The sequence below is a fragment of the Streptomyces sp. SLBN-31 genome (genome assembly GCF_006715395.1).
Taxonomy (GTDB): domain Bacteria; phylum Actinomycetota; class Actinomycetes; order Streptomycetales; family Streptomycetaceae; genus Streptomyces.
Window position 1 is genome coordinate 843,584 of the sequence record NZ_VFNC01000003.1, and the last position, 22,565, is coordinate 866,148.

The window sequence follows — 22,565 nt, forward strand, 5'->3', positions numbered from 1 at the left end:
CTGAGGGGAGACGTGACCGAGGGAGGCGGTGGCCGTGCGGTCCGGCGACGACCGCGAAGGGTTCTTCGGCGGTGCTCCGGGGCCCGGGGACGACCACGCCCGGGCCGAGGCCGTGATCGCGGGGCTGCGCGGGGCACGGCCCGAGGAGATCCCCGGCCGGCTGTGCGCGGCGCTGGTGGAACTGCTGCCGGTGAGCGGCGCGAGCGTCTCCCTGCGGTCCGACGCGGTGCCCGTACCCATCAGCGCCAGCGACGAGGCGGCCTCCTACCTCGCCGAACTCCAGGCGACTGTCGGCGAGGGGCCGGGGGCGCTGGCCGCCCGGCTCGGCGCCACCGTGCTCGCCTGCGATCTCACGGCCGGCCGCGACCCGCAGCGCTGGCCGGTGTTCGCACACCAGGCGACGGCCGCCGGGGTCGCGGCCGTGTACTCGCTTCCGCTGGGCGTCGACGCGCTGTGCGTCGGCACTCTCGACCTCTACCGGGGCACCCCGGGGAAGCTCACCGAGCGGCAGCTGCGTACCGCGCGCCGGGCGGCCTGGTTCCTCACGGAGGCCCTGGTGACGCTGCCATGGGAGGCCGGCGGTGAGCGGGGTGACGAGCCGTGGGTGGTCGGGCTGGCCGCCGACCACGACGAGATCAACCAGGCCGTCGGCATGATCATGGCCCAGCTCGGAGCCGACGCGGCCGAGGCGCTGGCCCGGCTGCGCGGCCACGCGTTCGTCCTCGGCCGCACGGTCCTGGACGTGGCGCGGGACATCGTGGCGCGCCGGATGAGGTTCGACGGCGACCTCTAGGATCGGCCCCATGGACATACTGGGTTACTCCCTGGCCGCCCTCTTCCTCATCGTCGGTGTCGGCAGCGTCGAGAGCCGGATCTCCCGCGCGGACAAGCGAGTCGCCCGCGTCGAGCGCAAACTCGACCTGATCATCGCGCACTTGGGCATCGACGCCTCCGAACCCTGGAACGACGAGGTGACCGCCCTCCTGCGCGACGGCAAGAAGATCCAGGCGATCAAGGTCTACCGGGAGGCCACCGGGGCCGACCTGCGCGAGGCCAAGGAAGCCGTAGAGCGACTCGCTTAGCCGGGGCGCATCAGATCTGCGCCCGGCCCGACTTCCTGATCTCGGTCAGTCGGCGCACGCCCGTCTCCACCGCCGCCCGCGTCGCGTCCGGTGAGACGTCGCCCAGGCCGCCCAGGCTGACCGCGATCGTGTCGTCGCCGACGCGGACCGCGGCGACGTCCATCGTCAGCACCGTCGGGTCGCCGTCCGCCGTCTCGCCGCTCAGCGTCACCCGCAGCCCCTGCCGGGCGTCCCCGACCTGCGGCAGATCGGCCTCCCTGACGGTGACCCCCTGCACGGCGCCGTGCGCGGTGACCGCCGTGAACGTCCCGCAGCCGCGCGGCAGCGACTTCAGCCACGTCAGCGTGCGGTCCACGTCGGAGGTGTTCAGCGCGAGGACCTGGTAGCGGAGCTGGGCCTGGTCCAGCGGGTCGTCCAGGCCCGTCACCGCCCGGGTGCCGGTGTTCCCGCCGAACAGGTCGTCGGCGTAGAGCGCGTCCAGGAGGCGACGGCATTCGGGCGACTCGGTCGTGGCCTTCAGCAGCCCGTCCCGCCAGGTCGCCGCCCCCTGCGTCGGCGCCCATGGCTCCCCGAGGTCGGTGGCGGTGACCAGGGCGGCCTGGGCCTGGGCCTCGGTGAGGGCCCGGGGGGCCGGTGCCGAGCCGGTGGCGGACGGTTTCGTGGGGGCGACGGGGGGCTTCCTCGCTTGCGGGGTGCCTGCCGTGCAGGCGGTCGCGGTGAGCAGGGCGGCTGCGGTGAGCAGTGGGGCCGTGGTGAGGAGGCGGGTGGGGGTGCGGGGCATCGGGGCCTCCTGGGAGGGCGCGTACAAGATCGGCTGTCTTCAAGGGACCATTCCGCGTCCTGTGCCACCAGCGCTCCGGTCCGTACGGGCTACTCCGAAAACGGCTCGCGTCTTCTTTCGCGGGGGCGCTACCGTTTTTTCATGCAGCGCGCCCACGTGTGGTCCACGACGACGCCGGAGAGTGTCCCGGCGCGCTGATTCCTGGACGGAAGTCCGAAGCCCCGGGGCGAGTGCCCCGGGGTTTCGTCGTCGGCCGGTCGCTCGCCCTCCCGCACTGACGTGAGGAGAACGACCATGTACGACCACCACCGCCTCGGCCGTGAGCTGGAACTGTTCGACACCGACCCGCTGATGGGCGCGGGGCTGCCGTACTGGCTGCCCGACGGGGCGACCGTGCGGCACGTGCTGGAGGAGTACGTCCGGGAGGTCGAGCGCGCCGCCGGGTACCGGCACGTGTACTCGCCCGTGCTGGGCAAACGGGAGCTGTACGAGATCTCCGGGCACTGGTCCCACTACAGCGACGACATGTTCCCGCCCATGCGGCTGGGCGGTGAGGAGGTCGTGCTGCGGCCCAGTCTGTGTCCGCATCACGCGCTCATCTATCGGTCGCGGGCACACAGTTATCGCGAACTGCCCCTGCGCATCGCCGAGGTGGGTGCCATGTACCGGTCCGAGCTGTCGGGTGTACTTGGTGGGCTCACCCGGGTGCGGGCCATCCAGCTCAACGACGCCCATGTCTTCTGCACCCCTGATCAGGCCGTCGAGGAGGCCCGGGATGCTCTGCGTCTCATTCGGCGGGCCTACGCCGATCTGGGTATCCGGGCGGCCCGCTTTCGGCTCTCCCTGCCGGGGGAGGGTGGTAAGTACGTTGCCGGGGAGGGGATTTGGCAGCGGGCCGCTGGGTTGCTGCGGGAGGTGCTGGATGGCGAGGGCGTCTCGTACGAGGCCGTCCCGGGTGAAGCCGCCTTCTACGGGCCGAAGATCGATGTGCAGGTCGTCGACTCCGCCGGGCGTGAGGCCACCCTCTCCACCGTGCAGATCGACTTCCACCAGCCCGAACGATTTGGCCTGCACTACATCGGCGCCGACGGCGCGAAGCACCGGCCCGTGATGGTGCACCGCAGCATCATCGGCAGCGTGGAGCGGGTGGTCGCGCACCTCGTCGAGGAACACGGCGGCGCGTTCCCGGTGTGGCTCGCGCCCGTGCAGCTCGTGGTGCTGCCGGTCGCGGAGGAGCAGCGGGACGCGGCGGAGGCGCTGGCGCGGCGGGCGCGGGCGGTGGGGCTGCGGGTCGAGTCGGTGGGACCGGAGGGCGGCAGTCTGGGTGCCCGGATCCGGGGCGCGCGGCTGGTGCCGTACCAGGCCGTGATCGGTGCCCGCGAGGCCGGTGCTGACCAGGTGGAGGTGCGGCTGCGGGACGGGTGGCGGGTGGGTGCGATGTCCGGTGCGGAGCTGGTGCGGCGGATCGGGGAGCGGGTCGCTGAGCGGGGTGGCGAGCTGTGGGGGCGGGCGTAGGCCGGTGGTGGTGCGGGGCCGCGGCGGGGGGTGTCCGTCCTCGGTCGGGCGGTGCCGGGGGGGGATGTGCTGTTTCTTGACGCCCGACACTGCGGGCGGGCACCCCCCGCCGCGGCCCCTTCCGTCGTACGCGGCTGCCCCACCGCTTCTGGCCCGGGTGCGACAGGACTCGTAGAGTCGCTGGTACGGGGGTGTCGAGAGGAGTTCGTCGTGGTGGGCATTCCGGTGATCATCGACTGTGACACCGGTGTCGACGACGCCCTGGCGCTGTTGTTCGCCGTGCGGCATCCGGGGCTCGATCTGCGGGCGGTGACCTGCGTCGCCGGCAACACGGACGTGGACGGCGTTGTCCGTAATACGTTGACCGTGCTGGAGCAGGCCGGGGCGCCGGACATTCCGGTCGCCCGGGGGGCCGAGCGGCCGTTGATCGAGCCCGCGCGGCCCGCCCCGGTGCACGGGGTGGACGGTATGGGCGATCTCGGGCTGCCCGCGCCCCGGCGGCGGCCGGTCGACGTCGATGCGGTGACCTTGCTGCACAGGGCGATCGTCGGTTCGCCTCGTCCGGTGACGCTGATTCCCACCGCTCCGCTGACCAACATCGCGCTGCTGTTGCGGACCCATCCCGAGGTCACCCGCAACATCGAGCGGATCGTGTTCATGGGCGGCGCGGTGGCGACCGGCAACGCCACGCCCGTCGCCGAGTTCAACGTGTGGCACGACCCCGAGGCGGCCGCGGTGCTGCTGACCGCCGGGGTGCCGATCACCATGTACGGGCTGGACGTCTTCACCCAGGTCGTCGTGCCCGGTGCGGACGTGCATCGGCTGCGGGCCAGTTCCGAACCGGGGACCCGGCTCGCCGGTGAGCTTCTCGCCCATCGGCCCGCCCATCCCGGTGAGGCGCCCGAGGCCGAGGAGGCCGGTGGGCTGGGGGACGCGGGGGCCGTGTGCGCGGTCGTCGATCCGGCGGGGATCGGCACGCGGCTGCTTCCGGTCGAGGTCTCCCTCGCGCCGGGGGCGACGCGGGGGCAGACGATCGTCGACCGGCGCCCTCGGCCCGGCGAGGCCGAGCACCATGAGGGCGACCGTGAACAGGCCCTGGTGGATGTGGCGTTGGACGTGGACGTGGAGCGGTTCGTGAAGTTGTATCTGGAGACTGTGGAGCGGGCCTAGTCCGCTTCGGCCGTGCGTGCGGTCCAGCGCTGTTCCACCTTCGCCAGGCGCCAGTACGTCAGTGCTGCCGCCCATACGACGATGAACAGGCCGACGATGACGTAGCCGATGTTGCCGACGTCGAGGCCTGCGAGTTCCATCGTGCCGATGAAGAAGGCGACCACGATGGACAGGCCGGTGATGGTCAGGTTGTAGAAGACCTTGCGGACCGGGTTGGAGAACGCCCACTGGTAGGCGAAGTTCATGAAGGTGCCGTCGAGCGTGTCGAACAGGCACATCCCCGCGGTGAAGAGGAGCGGCAGGCACAGGATCGCGTACCAGGGCAGGCCCGCCGCCGCTCCGGAGCCGGCCATGACCATGAGGGTGACCTCGGTGGCCGTCTCGAAGCCGAGCCCGAACAGGAAGCCGACCGGGTACATCTGGCCGGGGCGGCTGATGGAGCGGGTCAGGCGGCCCAGGAAGCGGTTCATGAAACCGCGGGAGTCGAGGTGGCGTTGGAGCTCGTTCTCGTCGTACGTGCCCGCCCGCATCGCCCGGAAGACGCGCACGATGCCCACCAGGGCCACCAGGTTGAGCGCCGCGATGAGGTAGAGGAAGGCACCGGCGACGGTTGTTCCGAGGAAGCCGAGGACCTGGTGGGTACCCGAGTTCTGGTTGGTCACCTTGTCGGCGAGCTGCGTGCCCGCCGCGATCATCACGGCCAGCACGATCACCACGCTGGAGTGCCCGAGCGCGAACCAGAACCCGACGGACACCGGCCGCTTGCCGTCGGCCATCAGCTTGCGGGTGGTGTTGTCGATCGCGGCGATGTGGTCGGCGTCGAAGGCGTGCCGCACGCCCAGTGTGTAGGCCGTGATGCCCAGGCCGATGCCGAAGGCCTTGGAGCCGACCTCGTAGTGGCCGGGGACCACCAGGAGGAAGAGGATTCCGAAGGCGACGATGTGCAGGGCGGCGATCACCGCCACCAGTCCCGCGGTCTTGACGGTGTCCTCGCGTCGCCAGCGGAAGGAGGCGTCCTTGGTCTCGGGCAGGGTCATGCCATCAGCTCCAGCACCTCGTGGATCTTTCGTGAGCTGCCGTGGCCGGTCTCCTGGCTTACGGGTCGTGCGTCCGTCGTCCCTGCCTTCCCAGCCGTCGTGAGACGACCAGTGGCTGTCCCTTGCGGGACGCGGGACGGGGACTCCCCGATTTCAGTGGCGAGGGCCGCTCCGGTATCGCACCGGATTCCCGAACGCCACGGCCCGCTCACCGTAGGCGACCCCACGTATCCCTGCATAGCTGCGCACCTGCGCAGGTATTCAAGATCACATATGGGGCTGCGAGGATGACCCCATGCATCTCGTCCCGGCCGATCGCGCAGACCGGCGCACCATCGACGGCCACCGGGTGTGCGACGCCATCGCCGCCATCGGTGACGAGGCCCATGTGCGCATGTGGGCCGACCGCTTCTCCCTGCTCGCCGACCCCAAGCGGCTGGCCCTGCTGCTCGCGTTGCACCGCACGGGGCCGCTGGCCGTGTCCGACCTGGCGATCGCGACCGGTATGAACGACCCGGCCGTCTCGCAGGCGCTGCGGCTGCTGCGCGCGGCCGGTGCGGTCGCCGGGGAGAAGGAGGGGCGGGTCGTGCGCTACCGGCTCGTCGACGAGGACGTACGGCTGCTGCTCAAGCACTGTGCCGCCGACGCGAGCTGACGTGCGGATGTGACGGACGCCCCGGAGCGGGGGATCCCCGGGGCGTCCGTCGTTCGGGAGTGGTCTAGGAGCGGGCGCCGCGTCGGCGTCGGCTCGCGACGACGATCGCCGCGCCGCCGGCCAGGAGCACCGCCGCGCCGCCGGCGATCATGCCGGAGTTGCCGCCGCCGGTCTCGGCGAGGTCGCCCCCGCCGCCGTTCGGCGTGGCCGCCGGGACGCTGGTGGACGCGGACGCCACGGGGGTGTCCGGTGTCGACTCCGAGGCGCTCGGCGTCGGGGTGGACGGGGTCGTGGAGGGCGTGGCGGGGGGCTGCGACCCGGTGCTCGTGCAGTCCTTCGTGCCGCCGTTCCAGGACGCGATCAGCTTGTCCTTGATGACCGCGTGGTCCGGGCCGGCCGGCAGGTCGCCGTGCTCGAAGCCGTCGTTCGCGCCCTGCTTGCCGTCGAACTTCGTGGCGCCGCGGTAGAGGTCGATCTGCGCGAAGCAGCCCGCGTCCGGCACCGCGATGTCGAGGGAGTCGGTCCGGCCGGGCTTGACCGTCACCGTGTCGAAGTCGACGAGGACCTGCTGTCCCGAGGTGGCGAAGGTGGCGCCGTGGGCGAGGTAGGAGGCGAGCGAGGCGGTGCAGGTGGAGGCGTCGCCTGCGGTGCGGACCTTGATGTGGACCTTGCCGTCGTCGGTGGGTCCGAGGTTCTGGTCGTCGACCTTGACGGAGTCGTAGAAGTCCGTGCCGTCGAGGGAGAACTGGCAGCGGTCGGTCTCCGTCTTGGTGCCGGCGCCCGTCCCGGGCTTGTAGGAGCCACCCGACTTCCAGCCGTCTCCGCCGGGGGCGCCGCCGTGCGCCCAGGCGCCGGAGGCGGTGGCGGCGCAGAGGGCGAGCGTCGCGACGCCCGTTCCGAGGAGGCGGCGCGCGGTGACACGGCTCGCTGTGGACATGGCGGATCCCCACTTCGGCATGTGCAGCACCCGGCGAGGGCCGCGCGGGCAGCGTGAGGGCATGCCGCGGCCGGTCCTGCCGGGGTGATGGTCGAAAGAAACACTGGGCTCACTGGTCACATGAGCCTCAGTGCGCTCACATCGTGGAGCCCGTGATCGAACGCTGTCAACCTGCGGTGACGCAGCGGTAGTTCAACCGTCCATCACAATTTCGACACAAGCGGGAGGTGGTCCTTCCGGGTGTCCCGCGCTCAGCCCACCGTCGGGGTGGGGCTGGCGTTCGTGCTGGGCTCGCCCGGCAGGACCGGGGGTTGGGTGGTGCTGTCCACCGGCGGGGTGAGCACGATCGCGGGCTGACCTGCGACCGGGGGCGGCGGGGTCAGGTCCTTGGCGGGCAGCTTCGGCGGGGTGGTCTCCTGGAAGAGCACCTGGTCGAAGTTGACCAGGCCGGTGTTCTCCATGACCGTGATGTGGTCCAGCACCGTGGCGTTGGCCTGGTCGGCCAGGGTCCGCACCACGGTGTTCTTGGTGGTGGAGCGGATCTTCGCGATGGTGTTGAAGATCGAACCGTGCGTCACGCGCAGGATGTTGGCGAAGTCGGTGTCGAACTGCTTGCCGCTGTCCGCCTTGAGCGTGTTGACGAACCCCACCTGCTGCGGGCTCGCCACATTGGGAATCGTGATGTTCAGCATCGTGCTGATCTTGCGGCAGCTGGCGTCCAGTGCCGCGTGGCCGTCGATGAGGTGCTTGCTGGCGGTCTTGACCGCCGCGCTCTGCCCCTTCTGCAGCCCCAGTTGACCGACGGGGTACTCCCACAGGCCGGCGGCGCGCACCTTGACCACGAAGTCCCGGTCCGCCTCGGTCAGCGGCCCCCACTGGGTCTGCGCGATGACTCTCGTCCCCGAACTGGACACGGTGTTCACCCCGAGCATCGAGGGATAGGCGAGTGCGACGAGGGTCAGACTGAGGGCACCGCCCACGAAGAGAGTTCCCGTCGCGTTCCGCGAAAAGCGCACCGTGCCTCCTGCCCAATCGGTTGTCCCGCCGTCCTGAGGCGGGGGTCGGACGGAGATGAGTACGGACGGCACCGGGGAACGGAACCTTTTGATTCGGTAAAATCCCACGGGTGTGAGTCAGATCATGGTGCTGTGCTCATGACAGGGTTGACGGAATGTTGACCACTTCTCGGGAGAGTCCAGACGAGCCCCCGACCTAGATTCGGCCCATGTCCCCACAGCCCACGCCCCGGGTTCCCGCGGCCCTTCCGGTCCTGCCGTACCGCAAGCCCACCAAGGGCCGCGACTACTGGGTCCTCGACGACGTGCTGCCCGACGTGGACGCCGTCCGCGCGCGCTGTCTGGCGAAGGACGACTGGGTGCAGGGCTACCCCTACACCTCGGAGACCTGGCCCGGGCTGCGCACCATGCCGGGGCTCGAACCCGCGGAGCTCGCCCGGGTCGAGCGCCTGGTGCGGCAGGCGACCGGGGCGAAGGAACTGTGGGTGCAGCAGGCGCCCGGCGGCGGCACCCTCAACCACAACTGCGTCCAGGTCGTCGGCGAGGGCGAGAGCGAGCCGCGTCCGCACACCGACTCCCGGGCGCTGTGCCGGTACGCGGCCGTGCTCTACCTCAACCCGGGCGTCGGCAAGGACTGCGGCACCGCCTTTTATCGTCAGTCCCTGCCCGGCGGGCGGCTCGGCGGCAACATCGTCCAGGCCCCGCACAACAACCTCGTCGAGGCCCTCGGCACGCGGTACGTGCCCGCCGACCACTTCGAGGAGGACGTACGCGTCCCGCACAAGTACAACCGGCTGCTCCTCTACAGCGCCAACCTCGTGCACAGCGCGACCGGTTACACCGGCAGGACGCTGGAGGAGAAGCGGATGACGGCGGTCTTCTTCTGGATGGCGTGAGCCGCCGGGACGCTACCTGTGTCCCAGGCCCCCGCTGCCGAAGGAGCCGCTGGAGCCGGGCATCCAGCGCCGGCGGTGCTGATCCTTTCCGGTCCGCGTTCCCGCGTGGTGCAGCTCGTACGGCATCATGCGCTCGCCGTCCTCCGAGTGCGGGACCTCGTCCGGTTCGCGGACCTCGCTCATCTCGTGGACGGCTCCGCCGTCGGGAAGGTGGGGCTGCTCGCCCGGCAGGGGCCGCGGGAGCTCACGGTCGCTCACCCGCATGCCGAACCAGAAGGCCCAGATCAGGGCACCGGCGATGACCAGGCCACCGACGAAGGCGGCGATCACGTTGAGTACGTCACCCGACGTGGCCGCCATTTCGAACGTCGCGGTACTCATGTACCGATTATCACCCAAACGACGCGTTTGGCGAGGCCACGTCTCTTGAGGGTTACGGTTGCCGCAATGCCTGGTGTCGCCGCGGTGAGCGCCTCACCATGGGCACATGACACCGGCTCAGAAGGCCATGGACCGACTCGCGGCATGGCCCGACCTCACCCCGTGCGAGGCCGGCTGCGGAACGGGCCGGGCGTTGCGTTCGGCGCGGGACGAGATCGTGCACTTCCACTCCGGACGGGACGTGGACCTCCACCTCACGGCTCCCGCGATCCAGCGGCTGCACTACGACTTCGCGGAGTCGTCCGCGATCCGTCTGGTGCCCGGTTCGCGCTGGGTCACCGTCCACCTCGACTGCGACGCCGACGTGGACCTGCTGCTCGGCCTGGTCAGCGTCGCCCTCAAGGCCCACGACCGGCAGGGCGAAACGCCGGGCGCCGACCGCCTGCCGGGGACCGTGTGCAACTTCCGCCGGGTGACCGTGCTGCAGCGCGACGAGGGCGGCGAGGACTGAGCGTCACCCGCACGAAACCTCCCCATCACCCGAAACTCCCTCCACGACTGTCACAGGCATGACATACGCTGCTGACAGCAGCCGCGCCCCGTGCGCCACCGCCGTCGAGCGGTCGTGCCCGGGCGCCGCGCGGCGCTTTCGACCACCCGGTGCCACACCGGGTTCTCTCGTGGGGGTATCAGTACTGTGCGCATGCGCAGCATCTCGACCGCGACGGCACTCGCGGTCCTCTTCGGCTCGGCGGCGCTCGCCGTCGGCGCGGCGGGACCGGCCGCGGCCGACTCCGCAAAGATCCTGCCGGTGAAGTCCGTCGGCGACATGGTCGTCGACGGAGTCCACAAGGTGGTGTACATCTCCGACCCGGTCGGCGGGAAGATCCTCGTCGCCGACTATTCCGGCACCGTCCGGGCGACACTGGGCAGCGAGCCCGGGGTGACCGGTCTGGCGCTGTCGGCCGACTCCGGCACACTGTACGCGGCGGTCAAGGGCGAGAACCGGATCGTCACCGTGGACACGCAGACGGTGACCCCGGCCCTGAGCTACTCGCTGGGCACGGCCGCGCCGCGCGACCTGGAGGTCGTCGACGGCAGGATCTGGTTCTCCTACGACTCCGACCTCGGGTTCGTCGACCCGGCCGGCGGCGAGTCGGCGGTCCACCTCGACCAGGCGCCGGGCGATCTGTCGGGCCAGGTGCACCTGGGCGCCGACCCGTCCGCACCGGACGTCCTGGCGGCCGGCGACGGCAGCACGCTGGCCGTCTACGACGTCTCGGCGGACGGTGCCAAGCTGCGGGTCAAGGGCGGCCTCGACTCCGGCGGCAAGCAGGTCGACATCACGCCCGACGGCAAGCAGGTCCTGACCTCCTGGGGCAGCGGCTACGGCTTCCCGGCGTACTCGACCACCGATCTGAGCAAGGTGACGGACTACCCGGGCAACGCCTACCCGAACGCGGTCTCCGTCGCCCCCGACGGCTCCGTCGCCGGCGGCTCCTTCTCCTGGTACGACCCCGACGTGCACGTCTTCCGGCCCGGCGGCACCAAGCCGGTGCGCGAGTACGACTTCCCCAACACCGGCAGCAGCAGCGGCTCCGACACCCTGGTGGACGCGGCCCTGGCCTGGGCGCCGGACAGCAGCAGGCTCTTCGCCGTCTCCGAGAACGACGGCGGCGTGTACACCCTGCGGGCGCTGACCGACCCCACCAAGGAGCTGCCCACCTTGAAGGTGTCGGCCCCCACCAAGGCGGACCGGGCCAAGAAGCTCACCGTCACCGGCAGGCTGACGTCGATGACGGCCCTCCCGGCGGGCACGAGCCTGAAGGTAACCCGCACCGACCTGGACTCGCCGAGCGGCAAGATGCTGGCCGCCGTCGCGACGAAGGCCGACGGCAGCTTCTCCTTCACCGACACCCCGCCGGCCGGCGGCAAGGTCACCTACAAGGTGTCCTTCGCGGGCGACGCGACCCACGCCGCCGCCTCCGGCTCCGACGCGGTCGACGTCTCCCGCGGCACGCCCGCGCTGACGCTGAACAACAACGGCAAGCTGTACGCGTACGGCAAGGACGTGAAGTTCACGGCCCACCTCGGTACGACGTACAAGAACCGCACGGTCGAGATCTGGGCCAACCCCTTCGGCGGCGACAAGCCCAACAAGCTCGTCAGGTCCGGCCGGGTCGACTCCCACGGCAACCTCTCCGGCACCGTCGACATGACCCGGGACACCGACGTCACGGCCGTCTTCAAGGGCGACGCCCGCTACAAGCCGAGGACCGTCAAGGTCACGGCCTACGCGAAGGTGAACGTCTCCACGGCGGTCACCAAGCACTACAAGAAGGCCAGGATCGGCTCGCGCACGTACTACTGGTTCCACAAGAACACGTCGCCGGTCGTCACCACGAGCATGACCTACTACCCGGGTCGCGAGCAGCGCCTGGAGCTGGAGGTCTACTACGCCGGCCAGTGGTACCCGGTCGACGCCAGCCCCCAGTACTTCCAACTCGGCACGAACGGCAAGTCGGTCGTGAACCTGGGCGCCGCGGGCGAGTCCGGCATCAAGGCCCGGGTGCGGGCCGCGTACATCAACGGCTCGTCGGGCGACACCGTCAACAGCTCCACCTACACCGGGTGGAAGTACATCTACTTCTCCAACTAGCGCCCGCGGAGTGTCCTGCTGGCGGTCGTGAGCCGGGGTCGGCGAAGATGCCCCGGTGAACGACCACATAGCGACACCATCCCCCGCCTCCCCTCCCGCACTGCGCCCGGTCCGCACCCCGGCCCGGCTGAGCGTCGCCGCGCTCGGCCTGGCCGGTGCCGCCTGGGCGCTGCGGGCGGTCTGGGAGATCCGGCTGGCCGTGGCCGGGGAGCCGGCCTCGGGTCCGCCGGACCAGGGCGGCGGCGAACACCGCCCGCTGACCTCGCTGGAGAACGCGTACCACCTGATCAGCAGCGCGGGCGGGATCACCGCGGCGCTCTGCGCGATCCTCTTCGTCTTCTGGCTGGACAACGTGCGCGACAACGCGCGCGAACTTTCCGGCAGGCGGCCGCGCTACTCCGGCTTCTGGCTCTACGCGGGCTGGGTGATCCCCCTCGCCAACCTGTGGATCCCGCGCCGCATCGTCGCCGGCGCCCACCAGGACAGCGCCCCGGGCGAACGGCTGCCGCGCTCGCTGAACGTGTGGTGGGCGCTGTGGCTGCTCGGCATGTTCGGCGGCGTGGGCCTGATGTACGCCGACGACACGGACCAGGTCATCGCCCGTGCCTACACGGACGTGTGGTTGCTGCTCGCAGCCGACGCCGCCGTCGTCGGCGCGGCGGTGGCCGGCATCCTCGTCGTCCGCGCCGTCACCGCCGTGCAACTGCGGTACATGGACGGTGGGTCGGGGTACGGCGGGTCGCCGGCCGGCCCCGACTCCGCGGGTGGCAAGGCGGCTTGAGCGGGTGGGCCGCTCAGCTCACACACACCAGGCCGAGCAGACAGATGCCGGACGGGGACGTCGACGCCGTCGAGGTGTCCGAGCCGGAGGTGCCCGTGGACTGAGAGGTCCCCGAGGTGTCCGAGCTTCCCGAAGTGGACGTCGAGGACGAGGAAGAGGACGACGAGGACGACGTCGAGGAGGACGAGTTCGACGTCGTGCCCCCGTCGGCCGTCGAGGAGGTCGACGACTGGCCCGACGTCGTGCCCGAGCCGCCGCCGGCCGCCGTGGAGGTCTGCTGCGTGGAGCCGGCCGGGGTCTTCGTCGAGGGCGTGCCTGACACGGTGTAGGGCTGCGTACGCGCCGAGTCGGTGTGGGCCGCTGTGGCGGAACGCTCCTGCGTGACACCGCCGTTCGTGGACGACCCCGAGGCCGTGGTGTCGGGCTTGCGGTGCTTGCCCGTGCCGGCCGGCGGCAGGACGCCGTCGCCCTGGTCCGGGGTCTCCGCGACGCCCATGCTGGTCACGTCCGGCGTCTGCGAGGCCTGGGTCTGCTGGGCGGAGCCGCCGCGGTTCATGGCGGAGACGGTCAGTCCGCCGCCGACGAGTGCGACGGCGGTCGCCACGACGGCCCGACGCTGGTTCTTCTTCCACCGCTCCCGCTGCCGGCGTCGCGCCGCCCTGCCCTCCTGCGTGGGCGCGGGGTCCTCGACGTCGGTGTCACCGCCGGCGTGCTCCGGCTCGTCGTACGAGGGGGCGGAAGCGGTGTGCTCCCGCACCGGCTGCGGCCAGGCCGCCGTGGCGGCGGGGGCGGCGACGGCACGGCCACCGTCGGTCAGCGGCGCGATGTCCGGGGCGTAGGCGCCACAACCAGGGCACACCAGGGCGCCGTTGAGGTGCCGGCGGCACGAGGAGCAGTAGTCCATCCGCTGTCATCCTGACGGTTCGGCGTGTCGCTGTTCGACTTTTCGCATGGGGGATCGAGCGGGTCGCAACGGTAACGATGGTTTCGAAAGACTGTGTGGGCTCTGTGTGGTGCTCCTGCGCGGGTTCTCTTCACACTCCCCACCCGGCGGGTGAACGGCCAGGTCAGGACCGGCTCTCCAGGGCGTGGTGCGGGCCTGTGGCCTTGATCACTCACCGTGGCGTCGGCGGGCGGCGGTGGGGCTGGGCCCCGCGCCGCGGTGGCGCTGACACCACCGGTGAATCGGGTGCCGGCCGGAGTGAACGCGGCAGGGCGCGTGCCTAGCGTGGTGAGGCATGGCCACCCCCCTCAGCGCCTTCCTGCCGATCCAGCGCGCGTGCGTCGCGGCCCTGTTGGCCGCCGTCGCCGCCACCCTCCTGCCCGCCGCCGCCCCACCGGCCGCGGCCGCGGCCGACCCCCTCGTCCGCTACCACCGCCAGCACCTCACCTGGAAGAGCTGCCTGCGCGGCCCCGACGACGCGACGGGCAAGGAGCTGGAACAGGCGGGTGCACGGTGTGCCGATGTGACGGTTCCGCTGGACTACGGCAGGCCCCACGGCCGTACGGTCACCGTCGCGATCTCCCGGATCCGCGCCACCGACGGCGCCCACCGCGTCGGCGCGCTGCTGCTCAACGGCGGCGGCCCCGGCGGGCAGACGATCGGCGACCCGCCCTGGGTGCGGCAGGCGATGAAGGACGTCGGCGCCCGGTACGACATCGTGGGCGTGGATCCGCGGTTCGTCGGCCGCAGCACTCCGCTGGACTGCCACTGGCCGACCGGATCGGCGTTCCGCTCGGCGGGCGTGGACCGGGCCGGCTTCGAGCGCGCGGCCGCGTTCTCGGCGGAACTGGCCCGGCGCTGCCGGAGTTGGGCCGGAGACCTGCTGCCGCACGCCACCACCCGGAACACCGCCCGCGACATGGACGTCGTACGGGCCGTGCTCGGCGAGCGGCGGATCTCCTACCTGGGCTACTCCTACGGCACCTACCTCGGCCAGGTGTACACCTCGATGTTCCCCGGGCGCACCGACCGGGTCGTGCTGGACGGGGTGATCTCCCCGGACCGGTACGGTCCCCGGCTGCTGCGCGGCGTGGAGGCGGCCAACCGGCACGCGCTGGAGGGCTGGGCGTCCTGGGCGGCCGCCCGCGACGCCACGTACGGGCTGGGCCGCACCCGGGGCCGGGTGCTGGCCGCCGTGGACCGCGTACAGGCGTCCGCCGCCCGCACCCCGCTGCGGATCGGTGCCCACCGGCTCGACGAGCACGTGGTGCCCGTCCTCGTCCTCAACGGCCTCTCGCAGGACAACGCCTCCGCGTACGCCGACCTCGCCCGGGGCGTACGGGACCTGCTGCGCGCGGCGGACGGCCGGCGGGTCGCCACCCCGTCCCCGTGGCTGGCCGACGCGCTCGCGTTCGAGCTGACCGGGGCCGAGTCGGCGTACGGCAGTGTCCAGACGTCGATCCTGTGCGGCGACGTGCCAGCCCCGCGCGACCCGGAGGTCTACTGGCGCGACGTGCAACGCGCCCGCACCCGGGACCCGTTGTTCGGTCCCGTCGCCAACGGCATCAACCCCTGCGCCTATTGGGATGCGCCCCGCGAGAAGCCCACGACGATCCGGCCCGACCTGCCCGCCCTGCTGGTCAACGCCACCGGGGACCCGCGCACCACCTACGCGGGCGCCGAGGCGGTGCGCCGCATGTGGCCCTCCTCGCGCCTGGTCACCCTGCGCGGCGCCGACCAGCACGCGGTGTTCGGGGTCTACGGCAGCGCCTGTGCCGACGCGGCGGTCGACCGCTACCTCGCCACCGGCCGGCTGCCGGAGCGGGATGTCACCTGTCAGGCACCGCCGAGGTAGGGTCGGCCACTCCTCCGCCACAACCACCCGAATTACCGGCCGGTTGGGGAGATTCCGTAGAGCTGTCGAAAAGACAACCGGATGTCTTGACGTGACTCGCGGGCACCGTTTGGCTACTCAGCTACCCGATGGCCCTTTTGCACTTCGCCCGCTCGCCCGGAAGGCACCCGTAAGTGAACGCTCCAACCCCCAGCAGATCCACCGCGGCTCGTCTCGCCCTGCCGCTCGTCGCCGTCACCTCGGCCCTCTCGCTCACCGCGTGCGGTGCGATCGACGCCGTGGGTGGCGGTGACGGCTCCGCCGCTCCGAACCGGCGCAAGGACATCAAGGTCGGACTGCTGCTGCCGGACAAGGAGACCGCACGGTTCGAGAAGTTCGACTACCCCCTGTTCAAGCAGCGCGTCGACTCCCTCACCAGCGGCAAGGGCGAGGTCGTCTACGAGAACGCCGAGGCGAGCGCGGCCAAGCAGAGCAGGCAGTTCGCGGACCTGGTCGACCGGAAGGTAGACGTGATCGTGGTGGACGCGGTCGACTCCAAGTCCATCGCCACGGGCGTGCGGAAGGCCAAGGACGCCGGTATCCCGGTGATCGCCTACGACCGGCTCGCGCAGGGGCCGATCGACGCCTACATCTCGCACGACAACGAGCTCGTCGGCGAGGTGCAGGGGCGGTCGATCATCGAGGCGCTGGGCGCCAAGGCCGGCACGGGCAAGATCGTGATGATCAACGGTTCGCCCGCGGACCCCAACACGGCCCTGTTCAAGGCCGGGGCGCTCAGCGAGCTGAAGGGGCGGGTGGTCATAGCCAAGTCCTACGACGTCGACGAATGGCTGCCCGCCACGGCCAAGGCCGACATGCGCAAGGCCGTCCAGTCCGTCGGACTGAGCAACATCGCCGCCGTCTACTCGGCCAACGACGGCATGGCGGGGGCCGCCATCGACGCCCTGAAGGAGGCGGGGGCCACCAAGCTGCCGCCGGTCACCGGGCAGGACGCCAACCTGGACGCGGTGCAGCGGATCGTCGCCGGCGAGCAGAGCATGACCGTCTACAAGTCCTTCCTGCTGGAGGCGACGAACGCCGCGGAGATGGCGGTGGCCAAGGTGCAGGACCGCAGCATCGCCTTCGACGCGCTGACCCAGGACTCGGTCGACAGTCCGACGAAGAAGGACATCCCGGCGATGCTCGTGCCGGTGGTCGCCCTCACCAGGGACAACATCAAGGACACGGTGATCAAGGACGGCGTCTACACCGTGAAGGACATCTGCACGTCCAAGTACGCGGCGGACTGTGCGGCCATCGGGCTGAAGTAGGGCCTGCTCCCGGGTGCGGAGCAGGCCGTCCGAGGCCGCGGTCGGGCCGTCCCTCAGCCGTCCTTGCGGGCCACCCCGCCGTAGATGCCGATCGGCGGGGCGCCGGCCTCCGGTGGCTCCTGCGGGCGCCAGTCGGGGACCAGCACCAGGCCGGGGTCGACCAGGGTGAGGCCGTCGAAGAAGTCCAGGACCCGGGCGTGGCTGCGCGGGTTCATGGTGGCGGTGGCGTTGTTGTAGACCTTCACCGCGTCCGCGCGGCCGTCCTCGTGGATGTCGACGGTCGCGTGGGACAGCACGAGGTGGGAGCCGGCCGGCAGGGCGTCGAGGAGGGTGGCGACGACGGCGTCCGGGTCGTCGTCCTCGGTCAGGAAGTGCATGACGGCCAGCAGCAGCAGCGCCACCGGCCGGTCGAAGTCGAGGACCCTGCGCACGTCCGGGTGGCCGAGGACGGCGCGGGGGTCGCGCAGATCGGCCAGCACGACGGAGGTGTCGGTGTCGTCGTCGTCCAGCAGCGTGCGTGAATGGGCGCTGACGATCGGGTCGTTGTCGACGTAGGCCACCCGCGTGCCCGGGGCGACGGCGCGCGCGATCTGGTGCACGTTCGGCTCGGTCGGCAGGCCGGTGCCGATGTCGAGGATCTGCCGGACGCCGCCCTCGGCGACGACGTACCGGACGGCGCGCTCCATGAACCGCCGGTTCGCCCGGACGGCCGCCCGCACCTCGGGGGCCGCCTGGATGAACCGCTCGGCCGCCTCCTGGTCGACCTCGTAGTTGTCCTTGCCGCCGAGGAAGTAGTCGTACATCCGGGCCGGGTGGGGTCTGCTCGTGTCGATCACGAACGGCTGGGTGCCGCCGGCGCCGTCACCGCCGTACGGAGAGCTCATCTTCGCTGACACCGTCCTTCACTGCTGGTAGGGGTTCGGCTGCTGCTGCGGCTGCCCGTACGCCGGCCCGCCCTGCCCGGCGGCGGCCTGCGCCTGCAGCTGGTCCGCCTGCTCCTTGGTCACCCGCTGCTCGGCGCCGCAGAAGGTGCACTGGGTCGCGTACTTGGTCGAGATCGGGAACAGCGGGACGAAGAACAGCGTGAACTTCGTGACGCGCCTGCGCAGCGTGTGAGCGGAGGGGTTGCCGCACTGGCCGCATATGAGGGTGAGGATGGCGAGCTGGTAGAGGTACCCCTTGGTGCCAAAAATGATCATGGGGAGCATCCTTCCGGAACGAAGCCTGTCGGCACAGGCTACGGCCGCTCCGGACCGTTCCGGGCTGCCTCGATCGCGTCACCGCCTTGACCGGTGACGCAGCTCGTGCGACAGTCGGTCGTCCAGCAAGTCGGCGACACGGCCGTCCGGAGGGGTTCGCATGATCGACAGGCGTGGTTTCGGCAGGGTCCTGGGGCTCACGACCGGCGCGGCCACCGTCTCGCTGACCGGGCTGCCGGGCGCACAGCCCGCGGCCGCGGCCCCGCGCGAAACGGCTCCGCGCGACCCGGCCGCGGGCGTCCACACCGGCTTCCCGCGGCTGAAGCGGATCAGGGCGGGCCTGCTGGACGTCGGCTACGCCGAGCTGGGCCCGGCCCACGGCCCCGCGGTCGTCTGCCTGCACGGATGGCCGTACGACATCCACAGTTACGTCGACGTCGCCCCGCTCCTGGCCGAGCAGGGCTACCGCGTGATCGTCCCCCATCTCCGCGGCCACGGCACCACCCGCTTCCTGTCCGCACGGACCTTCCGCAACGCCCAGCAGTCGGCGATCGCCCTCGACGCCATCGCCCTGATGGACGCGCTGAAGATCGAGCGGGCCGTGCTGGCCGGCTTCGACTGGGGCTCGCGCACCGCCGACATCGTCGCCGCCCTGTGGCCCGAGCGCTGCACGGCCCTGGTGTCGGTGAGCGGGTACCTCGTCACGGACCGCGAGGCCCAGCAGTCGCCGATCGCGCCGCGGGCCGAACACAACTGGTGGTACCAGTACTACTTCGCCACCGAGCGGGGCCGCAGGGCCATGGAGGATCCGGACCTGCGCCACGACCTGACCCGGTTCGTCTGGGACACCGTCTCCCCCACCTGGGACTTCGACGACGCCACCTTCGAGCGCACCGCGGCGGCCTTCGACAACCCCGACTACGCGGCCGTCGTCGTCCACAACTACCGCTGGCGCCTCGGTCTCGCCGACGGCGAGCGCCGCTACGACGCACTCGAGCAGCGCCTCGCCGGGCGGCCGGCGATCGGCGTGCCCACCATCACCCTCGACCCCGAACGCGACCCCTTCACCGCTCCGGGCGGGGGCTCCGCCTACCGGGACAGGTTCACGGGCGCCTACGAGCACCGGACCCTGAGCGGCGTCGGCCACAACGTCCCGCAGGAGGCGCCCACCGCCTTCGCCCGGGCGGTCACCGACGCCGACCGCCTCGGACAAGGTCGGTTGACGGTGAACCAGTAGCCACGGGAACGGCCCGGGTGGAGGCCCGGGCCGTTCGTGTGTCGTGGTCGGCGTCAGCCGTGGCGGCTTGCCTTGGCGAGGGCCGGGACGAACTTCAGGGCGTCCACGGTGCCGACGCCGGTGGCGAGGTCGTAGCCGTTGACGGCCTTGTAGCCGGTCACGCCCTCGTAGCTGTTGTTCGTGCCGTCGTTGACGTCGACGATGCCGTTGGCCTTGGCGTGGTGGGCGTACAGGCCGTACAGCGCCTGCTGGATGTTGCCCACCCGGTGGCCGGCCGCCTGGTCGGCGAGCGCGACGATGCCCGCGAAGAGCGGGGTCGCCTCGCTGGTGCCGCCGCTGACGTCCCAGCCCACGGCGGTCGGGTCGTAGCTGGAGTAGATCCAGGCACCGCCGTTGACCGCGGCGGACATCGAGACGTCCGGAGTGCCGCGACGGGTGCCGACCTTGCTCTTCACGCCGTTCTGGAAGGACGGGCGGGTGAAGACGTGGGACTGGCCGCCGCCGCCGGAGCCGTAGTCGTTGTAGACGCTGTCCGGCTTCAGGCGCTCGCCCTTGTCGTTCAGGTGCAGCTGCGTGCCGCCGACGGAGGTCACCAACGGGTCGGAGGACGGCCAGGAGTTGACGCGCTTGTCGTAGTACGTCGTGCCGTCCAGCTTCAGGTCCGTCGCGCCGCCGTCACCGGAGGCCGCCAGCACGGTGACGTGCTTGCGGTTCGCGTCCTGGAACGCGTACCGCAGCTTCTTGATGCTGGAGAAGTCGCCCTTGTCGAAGCCGGGGAAGGTGTTCTCCGTGGCGCCGAAGCTCTGGCTGATGACGTCGCCGACCCCGTGGTCGATCATGTACTTCTCGGCGTCCATCATCTCCGGCAGACCGGTGGTGCCCTCGGTCTCGGACACGGCCGTCTCGACGACCACGATCTTGGCGGCGGGCGCCACCGCGTGCGCCATCTCGACGTCCAGGGTGGTCTCGCCGGCCCAGCCCGTCATGTCGGAGTTCTTGGGGTCGAAGGCGGGCACGTGGCCCCACTTGACCACCTTCACCTTGGTGCTCGGCAGCCCGAACTGCTTGCTGTAGACGTCCAGGTCGTGCTGGACGGTCGGCGAGCCGTAGGAGTCGACGATGACGATCGTGCGGCCCTTGCCCGTGACGCCCTTCCGGTACAGGGCGTTGAGGTCGTACGCGGTGCGGTACTGCAGCGGGGTGTAGCAGTTGATGTGCCACTTGGTCTGGCACTGCTCGCTGGTCAGCGGGCTGCTCACGCCATGGACCAGGGTGTGTCCGGCGACGGCCGGTACCGCCAGGGTGTGCGGTACGGCGGTGGGTGCGGCGGTCCCCGGAGCGGTGACCGCGAGGGCGGCGACGGCCGTGGCCGCGGCGACGCCCAGCCCGGTGCGGGCTATGTGCATGAATCCCCCTGCGATTCGAGGTCTCACGAAAAGTGATCGCGGTCATATGAGGTGATCGCGAATGGTCTTCGCGCATCCCATCGAATGGGTCATGCACAGTTCAAGGCCGTTGAACGGACGATGCCGAACCCTTTACCGGGCGATGGCCGGAGAGGACACAGATGTGCCGTTCACCTGCCGTCCCGGTCCGCGTGCAGGGCCAGGACGGGGCACGCGGCGACGGCACGGCGGGCGTGGGCGTGCAGACGGGAAGGAATCTCCGTCGCCTTGAGGACGGGGTAGCCCCACTCGTCCAGATCGACGAGTTCCGGCAGGAGTTCGGCACACAGGCCCTGGCCGGTGCAGGCGGCGCGGTCGACGCGCAGGGTGCGGGTGCGGGTCATCGCCAGGTCTCCGGGGGTGTGGCCGCGGGGACGGGCAGCCGGGGCGGGCGGCGGGCGGCGGGGCAGGTGCCGTGGGTGAGGTGGTGGTCGACGTCGTCCACGAAGCACTCCAGGGCGGAGGCGGCCAGACGGGCCGCGCCGTCGGGGTGGCGGCAGGCCCCGCGGTCCGGCAGCAGACCGGTGCGCCGGCGCAGCCGCGACAGCAGGAACGCGTCGGCCCGCCCGGCGGCCAGGGCGGCGAAGTCGTCGGCGACCGCGGGCAGTCCGAAGCGGCAGGGGCCGCACTGCCCGGCGCTGTGCGCGGCCAGGTAGGCGAGGATGCGGGCCGTCTCGGTGAGCCCGCAGGCGGAACGGGGCAGCGCGACGAGCACGCCCGCGCCGGGCGCGGCACCCAGCCGGCCCAGGTCGTACCGGGTGAGCGGTGTGCCCAGGTGCTCGGCCGGCAGCCAGGTGCCGGCGAAACCGCCCAACAGCACCGCCCGCAGCGGCTCCACGCCTCCGCCGGCCCGGTCCAGGACCGTGGCGAGCGGCGTGCCGAGCGCGACCTCCAGGACACCCGGCGCGGCGACCGCGCCGGAGACGGTGACGAGCGTGGTGCCGGGCTCGTCCCGCGTGCCGGCCCGCCGGAACCAGCCGGGGCCGTAGCGGGCGACCAGCGCGAGGTGGGCGAGGGTCTCGGCGTTGTGGACGAGGGTCGGGCGGCGTCCGACGCCGCGTTCGTGACTGCGCGGCGGGGCGCCCAGCGGGCGGGCCTCTCCGCCGTTGAGCCAGCGCACCAGCGACGTCGACTCACTGGAGACGTAGGCGTGCGGCAGGGCGTGCGGGCGCAGGTCGACCTCGTCGAGGCAGGCGGCCCGGCGCTCGTCGACGGCCCTGCGCAGCTGCCAGTACTGCGCCGAACCGCCGCGCGGCACGCACAGGTGCACGGTGTCGGCGCCGACCGCCTCGGCGGCCAGGACGGCACCGTCGAGGACGAGGTGCGGGGCCACGGCGAGCAGGAACCGGTCCTTGTGGCTGGCCGGTTCGCTCTCCATGGCGTTGACGACGACCACGGGCCGCCCGCGTCCCTCCGCGACCGCGCGCAGCTTCCCGGCCGTCGGGAACCCGGCGCCCCCACGCCCGGTGAGCCCGGCCGCCTCCAGAGCCCGGATCAGCGGCCTGGAACGGTGGTTGCCCCGAGCCGCGGCGACCGGCGGCGAACCGTGGCGCCGCAGGTGATCGGTCAGATCGGCCGAACGCCCGGTGGCATACCAACCGGACAGCAGCCGGGTCTCCGTCGCGTCCCAGGTGGCTTGGTGTGCGGGGGCGTTCACCGGTTGCCT

General features: G+C 71.5%; 23 protein-coding genes and 1 riboswitch. Of the genes, 12 read left to right on the forward strand and 11 right to left on the reverse strand.

Features of this window, described 5'->3' with window-relative positions; translation table 11 throughout:
• Window positions 1–34: 34 nt before the first annotated feature.
• On the forward strand, window positions 35–793 hold the full coding sequence (locus FBY22_RS41490; RefSeq protein ID WP_260845381.1) for a GAF and ANTAR domain-containing protein: 759 nt from the start codon (window positions 35–37) through the stop codon (window positions 791–793).
• A gap of 10 nt (window positions 794–803) precedes the next feature.
• On the forward strand, window positions 804–1,082 hold the full coding sequence (locus FBY22_RS41495; RefSeq protein WP_142153792.1) for a ribosomal protein L7/L12: 279 nt from the start codon (window positions 804–806) through the stop codon (window positions 1,080–1,082).
• A 10-nt stretch (window positions 1,083–1,092) separates the two neighbouring features.
• Here the strand turns inward: FBY22_RS41495 and FBY22_RS41500 are convergent, their stop codons facing one another.
• On the reverse strand, window positions 1,093–1,863 hold the full coding sequence (locus FBY22_RS41500; protein WP_142153794.1) for a hypothetical protein: 771 nt from the start codon (window positions 1,861–1,863) through the stop codon (window positions 1,093–1,095).
• 294 nt (window positions 1,864–2,157) lie between these two features.
• On the opposite strand from FBY22_RS41500, the gene thrS reads away from it, so the two are divergent.
• Both thrS and FBY22_RS41510 read left to right on the forward strand, forming a co-directional pair.
• Window positions 2,158–3,378: a threonine--tRNA ligase gene (gene thrS, locus FBY22_RS41505; protein ID WP_142153796.1), complete on the forward strand. Its 1,221-nt coding sequence runs from the start codon at window positions 2,158–2,160 to the stop codon at window positions 3,376–3,378.
• Between the two features lie 210 nt (window positions 3,379–3,588).
• Window positions 3,589–4,548 (forward strand): nucleoside hydrolase, encoded by a 960-nt coding sequence (locus FBY22_RS41510; protein WP_142153798.1) that lies wholly within the window; start codon window positions 3,589–3,591, stop codon window positions 4,546–4,548.
• Here the strand turns inward: FBY22_RS41510 and FBY22_RS41515 are convergent.
• Window positions 4,545–5,585 carry a HoxN/HupN/NixA family nickel/cobalt transporter gene (locus FBY22_RS41515; protein ID WP_142153800.1) on the reverse strand — a complete coding sequence of 347 codons (1,041 nt, stop codon included), beginning with the start codon at window positions 5,583–5,585 and terminating at the stop codon, window positions 4,545–4,547. The two genes, FBY22_RS41510 and FBY22_RS41515, sit on opposite strands and share 4 nt — an antisense overlap.
• Before the next feature lie 25 nt (window positions 5,586–5,610).
• A riboswitch (cobalamin riboswitch) is annotated at window positions 5,611–5,826 on the reverse strand.
• A 54-nt stretch (window positions 5,827–5,880) separates the two neighbouring features.
• On the opposite strand from FBY22_RS41515, the gene FBY22_RS41520 reads away from it, so the two are divergent.
• Entirely contained in the window at window positions 5,881–6,240 is a 360-nt protein-coding gene (locus tag FBY22_RS41520; protein ID WP_142153802.1) for a metalloregulator ArsR/SmtB family transcription factor, read from the forward strand.
• A 64-nt stretch (window positions 6,241–6,304) separates the two neighbouring features.
• Here the strand turns inward: FBY22_RS41520 and FBY22_RS41525 are convergent, their stop codons facing one another.
• Both FBY22_RS41525 and FBY22_RS41530 read right to left on the reverse strand, forming a co-directional pair.
• Entirely contained in the window at window positions 6,305–7,177 is an 873-nt protein-coding gene (locus FBY22_RS41525) for an LAETG motif-containing sortase-dependent surface protein (RefSeq protein WP_142153804.1), read from the reverse strand.
• Window positions 7,178–7,428: 251 nt separating this feature from the next.
• On the reverse strand, window positions 7,429–8,157 hold the full coding sequence (locus FBY22_RS41530) for a DUF4142 domain-containing protein (RefSeq protein ID WP_142154658.1): 729 nt from the start codon (window positions 8,155–8,157) through the stop codon (window positions 7,429–7,431).
• Between the two features lie 245 nt (window positions 8,158–8,402).
• Between FBY22_RS41530 and FBY22_RS41535 the strand changes: the two genes are divergently transcribed.
• Window positions 8,403–9,089 carry a DUF6445 family protein gene (locus tag FBY22_RS41535; RefSeq protein WP_142153806.1) on the forward strand — a complete coding sequence of 229 codons (687 nt, stop codon included), beginning with the start codon at window positions 8,403–8,405 and terminating at the stop codon, window positions 9,087–9,089.
• Between the two features lie 12 nt (window positions 9,090–9,101).
• Here FBY22_RS41535 and FBY22_RS41540 read toward each other — a convergent pair whose 3' ends face one another.
• A complete protein-coding gene (locus FBY22_RS41540; protein ID WP_142153808.1) occupies window positions 9,102–9,470 on the reverse strand; it encodes a DUF6479 family protein in 369 nt (122 codons plus the stop codon).
• A gap of 106 nt (window positions 9,471–9,576) precedes the next feature.
• Here FBY22_RS41540 and FBY22_RS41545 point away from each other — a divergent pair, with 106 nt between their 5' ends.
• From FBY22_RS41545 to FBY22_RS41555, 3 genes are all read left to right on the forward strand, one after another.
• A complete protein-coding gene (locus FBY22_RS41545; RefSeq protein WP_142153810.1) occupies window positions 9,577–9,981 on the forward strand; it encodes a luciferase family protein in 405 nt (134 codons plus the stop codon).
• A 192-nt stretch (window positions 9,982–10,173) separates the two neighbouring features.
• Window positions 10,174–12,129 carry an Ig-like domain repeat protein gene (locus FBY22_RS41550; protein ID WP_174267428.1) on the forward strand — a complete coding sequence of 652 codons (1,956 nt, stop codon included), beginning with the start codon at window positions 10,174–10,176 and terminating at the stop codon, window positions 12,127–12,129.
• Window positions 12,130–12,184: 55 nt separating this feature from the next.
• Window positions 12,185–12,910 carry a DUF4328 domain-containing protein gene (locus FBY22_RS41555; RefSeq protein WP_142153814.1) on the forward strand — a complete coding sequence of 242 codons (726 nt, stop codon included), beginning with the start codon at window positions 12,185–12,187 and terminating at the stop codon, window positions 12,908–12,910.
• A 13-nt stretch (window positions 12,911–12,923) separates the two neighbouring features.
• On the opposite strand, the gene FBY22_RS44060 is transcribed toward FBY22_RS41555, so the two are convergent.
• Window positions 12,924–13,814, reverse strand: a complete 891-nt coding sequence (locus FBY22_RS44060; RefSeq protein ID WP_160159962.1) for a hypothetical protein — start codon at window positions 13,812–13,814, stop codon at window positions 12,924–12,926.
• 334 nt (window positions 13,815–14,148) lie between these two features.
• Between FBY22_RS44060 and FBY22_RS41570 the strand changes: the two genes are divergently transcribed.
• Together FBY22_RS41570 and FBY22_RS41575 are read left to right on the forward strand one after the other, a co-directional pair.
• Window positions 14,149–15,708, forward strand: a complete 1,560-nt coding sequence (locus FBY22_RS41570; RefSeq protein WP_142153818.1) for an alpha/beta hydrolase — start codon at window positions 14,149–14,151, stop codon at window positions 15,706–15,708.
• A gap of 173 nt (window positions 15,709–15,881) precedes the next feature.
• Window positions 15,882–17,018 carry a sugar ABC transporter substrate-binding protein gene (locus FBY22_RS41575; RefSeq protein ID WP_142153821.1) on the forward strand — a complete coding sequence of 379 codons (1,137 nt, stop codon included), beginning with the start codon at window positions 15,882–15,884 and terminating at the stop codon, window positions 17,016–17,018.
• Between the two features lie 53 nt (window positions 17,019–17,071).
• Here FBY22_RS41575 and FBY22_RS41580 read toward each other — a convergent pair whose 3' ends face one another.
• Together FBY22_RS41580 and FBY22_RS41585 are read right to left on the reverse strand one after the other, a co-directional pair.
• Entirely contained in the window at window positions 17,072–17,902 is an 831-nt protein-coding gene (locus FBY22_RS41580) for an SAM-dependent methyltransferase (protein WP_142153823.1), read from the reverse strand.
• A gap of 18 nt (window positions 17,903–17,920) precedes the next feature.
• On the reverse strand, window positions 17,921–18,217 hold the full coding sequence (locus FBY22_RS41585) for a zinc-ribbon domain-containing protein (RefSeq protein WP_142153825.1): 297 nt from the start codon (window positions 18,215–18,217) through the stop codon (window positions 17,921–17,923).
• 160 nt (window positions 18,218–18,377) lie between these two features.
• On the opposite strand from FBY22_RS41585, the gene FBY22_RS41590 reads away from it, so the two are divergent.
• Window positions 18,378–19,454, forward strand: coding sequence for an alpha/beta fold hydrolase (locus FBY22_RS41590; protein WP_142153827.1), 1,077 nt, complete (start codon window positions 18,378–18,380; stop codon window positions 19,452–19,454).
• 53 nt (window positions 19,455–19,507) lie between these two features.
• Here the strand turns inward: FBY22_RS41590 and FBY22_RS41595 are convergent, their stop codons facing one another.
• The 3 genes from FBY22_RS41595 to FBY22_RS41605 form a co-directional block, all read right to left on the reverse strand.
• The gene (locus tag FBY22_RS41595) at window positions 19,508–20,860 is read right to left on the reverse strand and encodes a S8 family serine peptidase (RefSeq protein ID WP_142153829.1); all 1,353 of its coding nucleotides are present in this window, start codon (window positions 20,858–20,860) and stop codon (window positions 19,508–19,510) included.
• 170 nt (window positions 20,861–21,030) lie between these two features.
• The gene (locus FBY22_RS41600) at window positions 21,031–21,243 is read right to left on the reverse strand and encodes a ferredoxin (protein ID WP_142153831.1); all 213 of its coding nucleotides are present in this window, start codon (window positions 21,241–21,243) and stop codon (window positions 21,031–21,033) included.
• A complete protein-coding gene (locus tag FBY22_RS41605; RefSeq protein ID WP_142153833.1) occupies window positions 21,240–22,556 on the reverse strand; it encodes an NADH-ubiquinone oxidoreductase-F iron-sulfur binding region domain-containing protein in 1,317 nt (438 codons plus the stop codon). The genes FBY22_RS41600 and FBY22_RS41605 overlap by 4 nt, the downstream gene beginning before the upstream one ends.
• Window positions 22,557–22,565 lie beyond the last annotated feature (9 nt).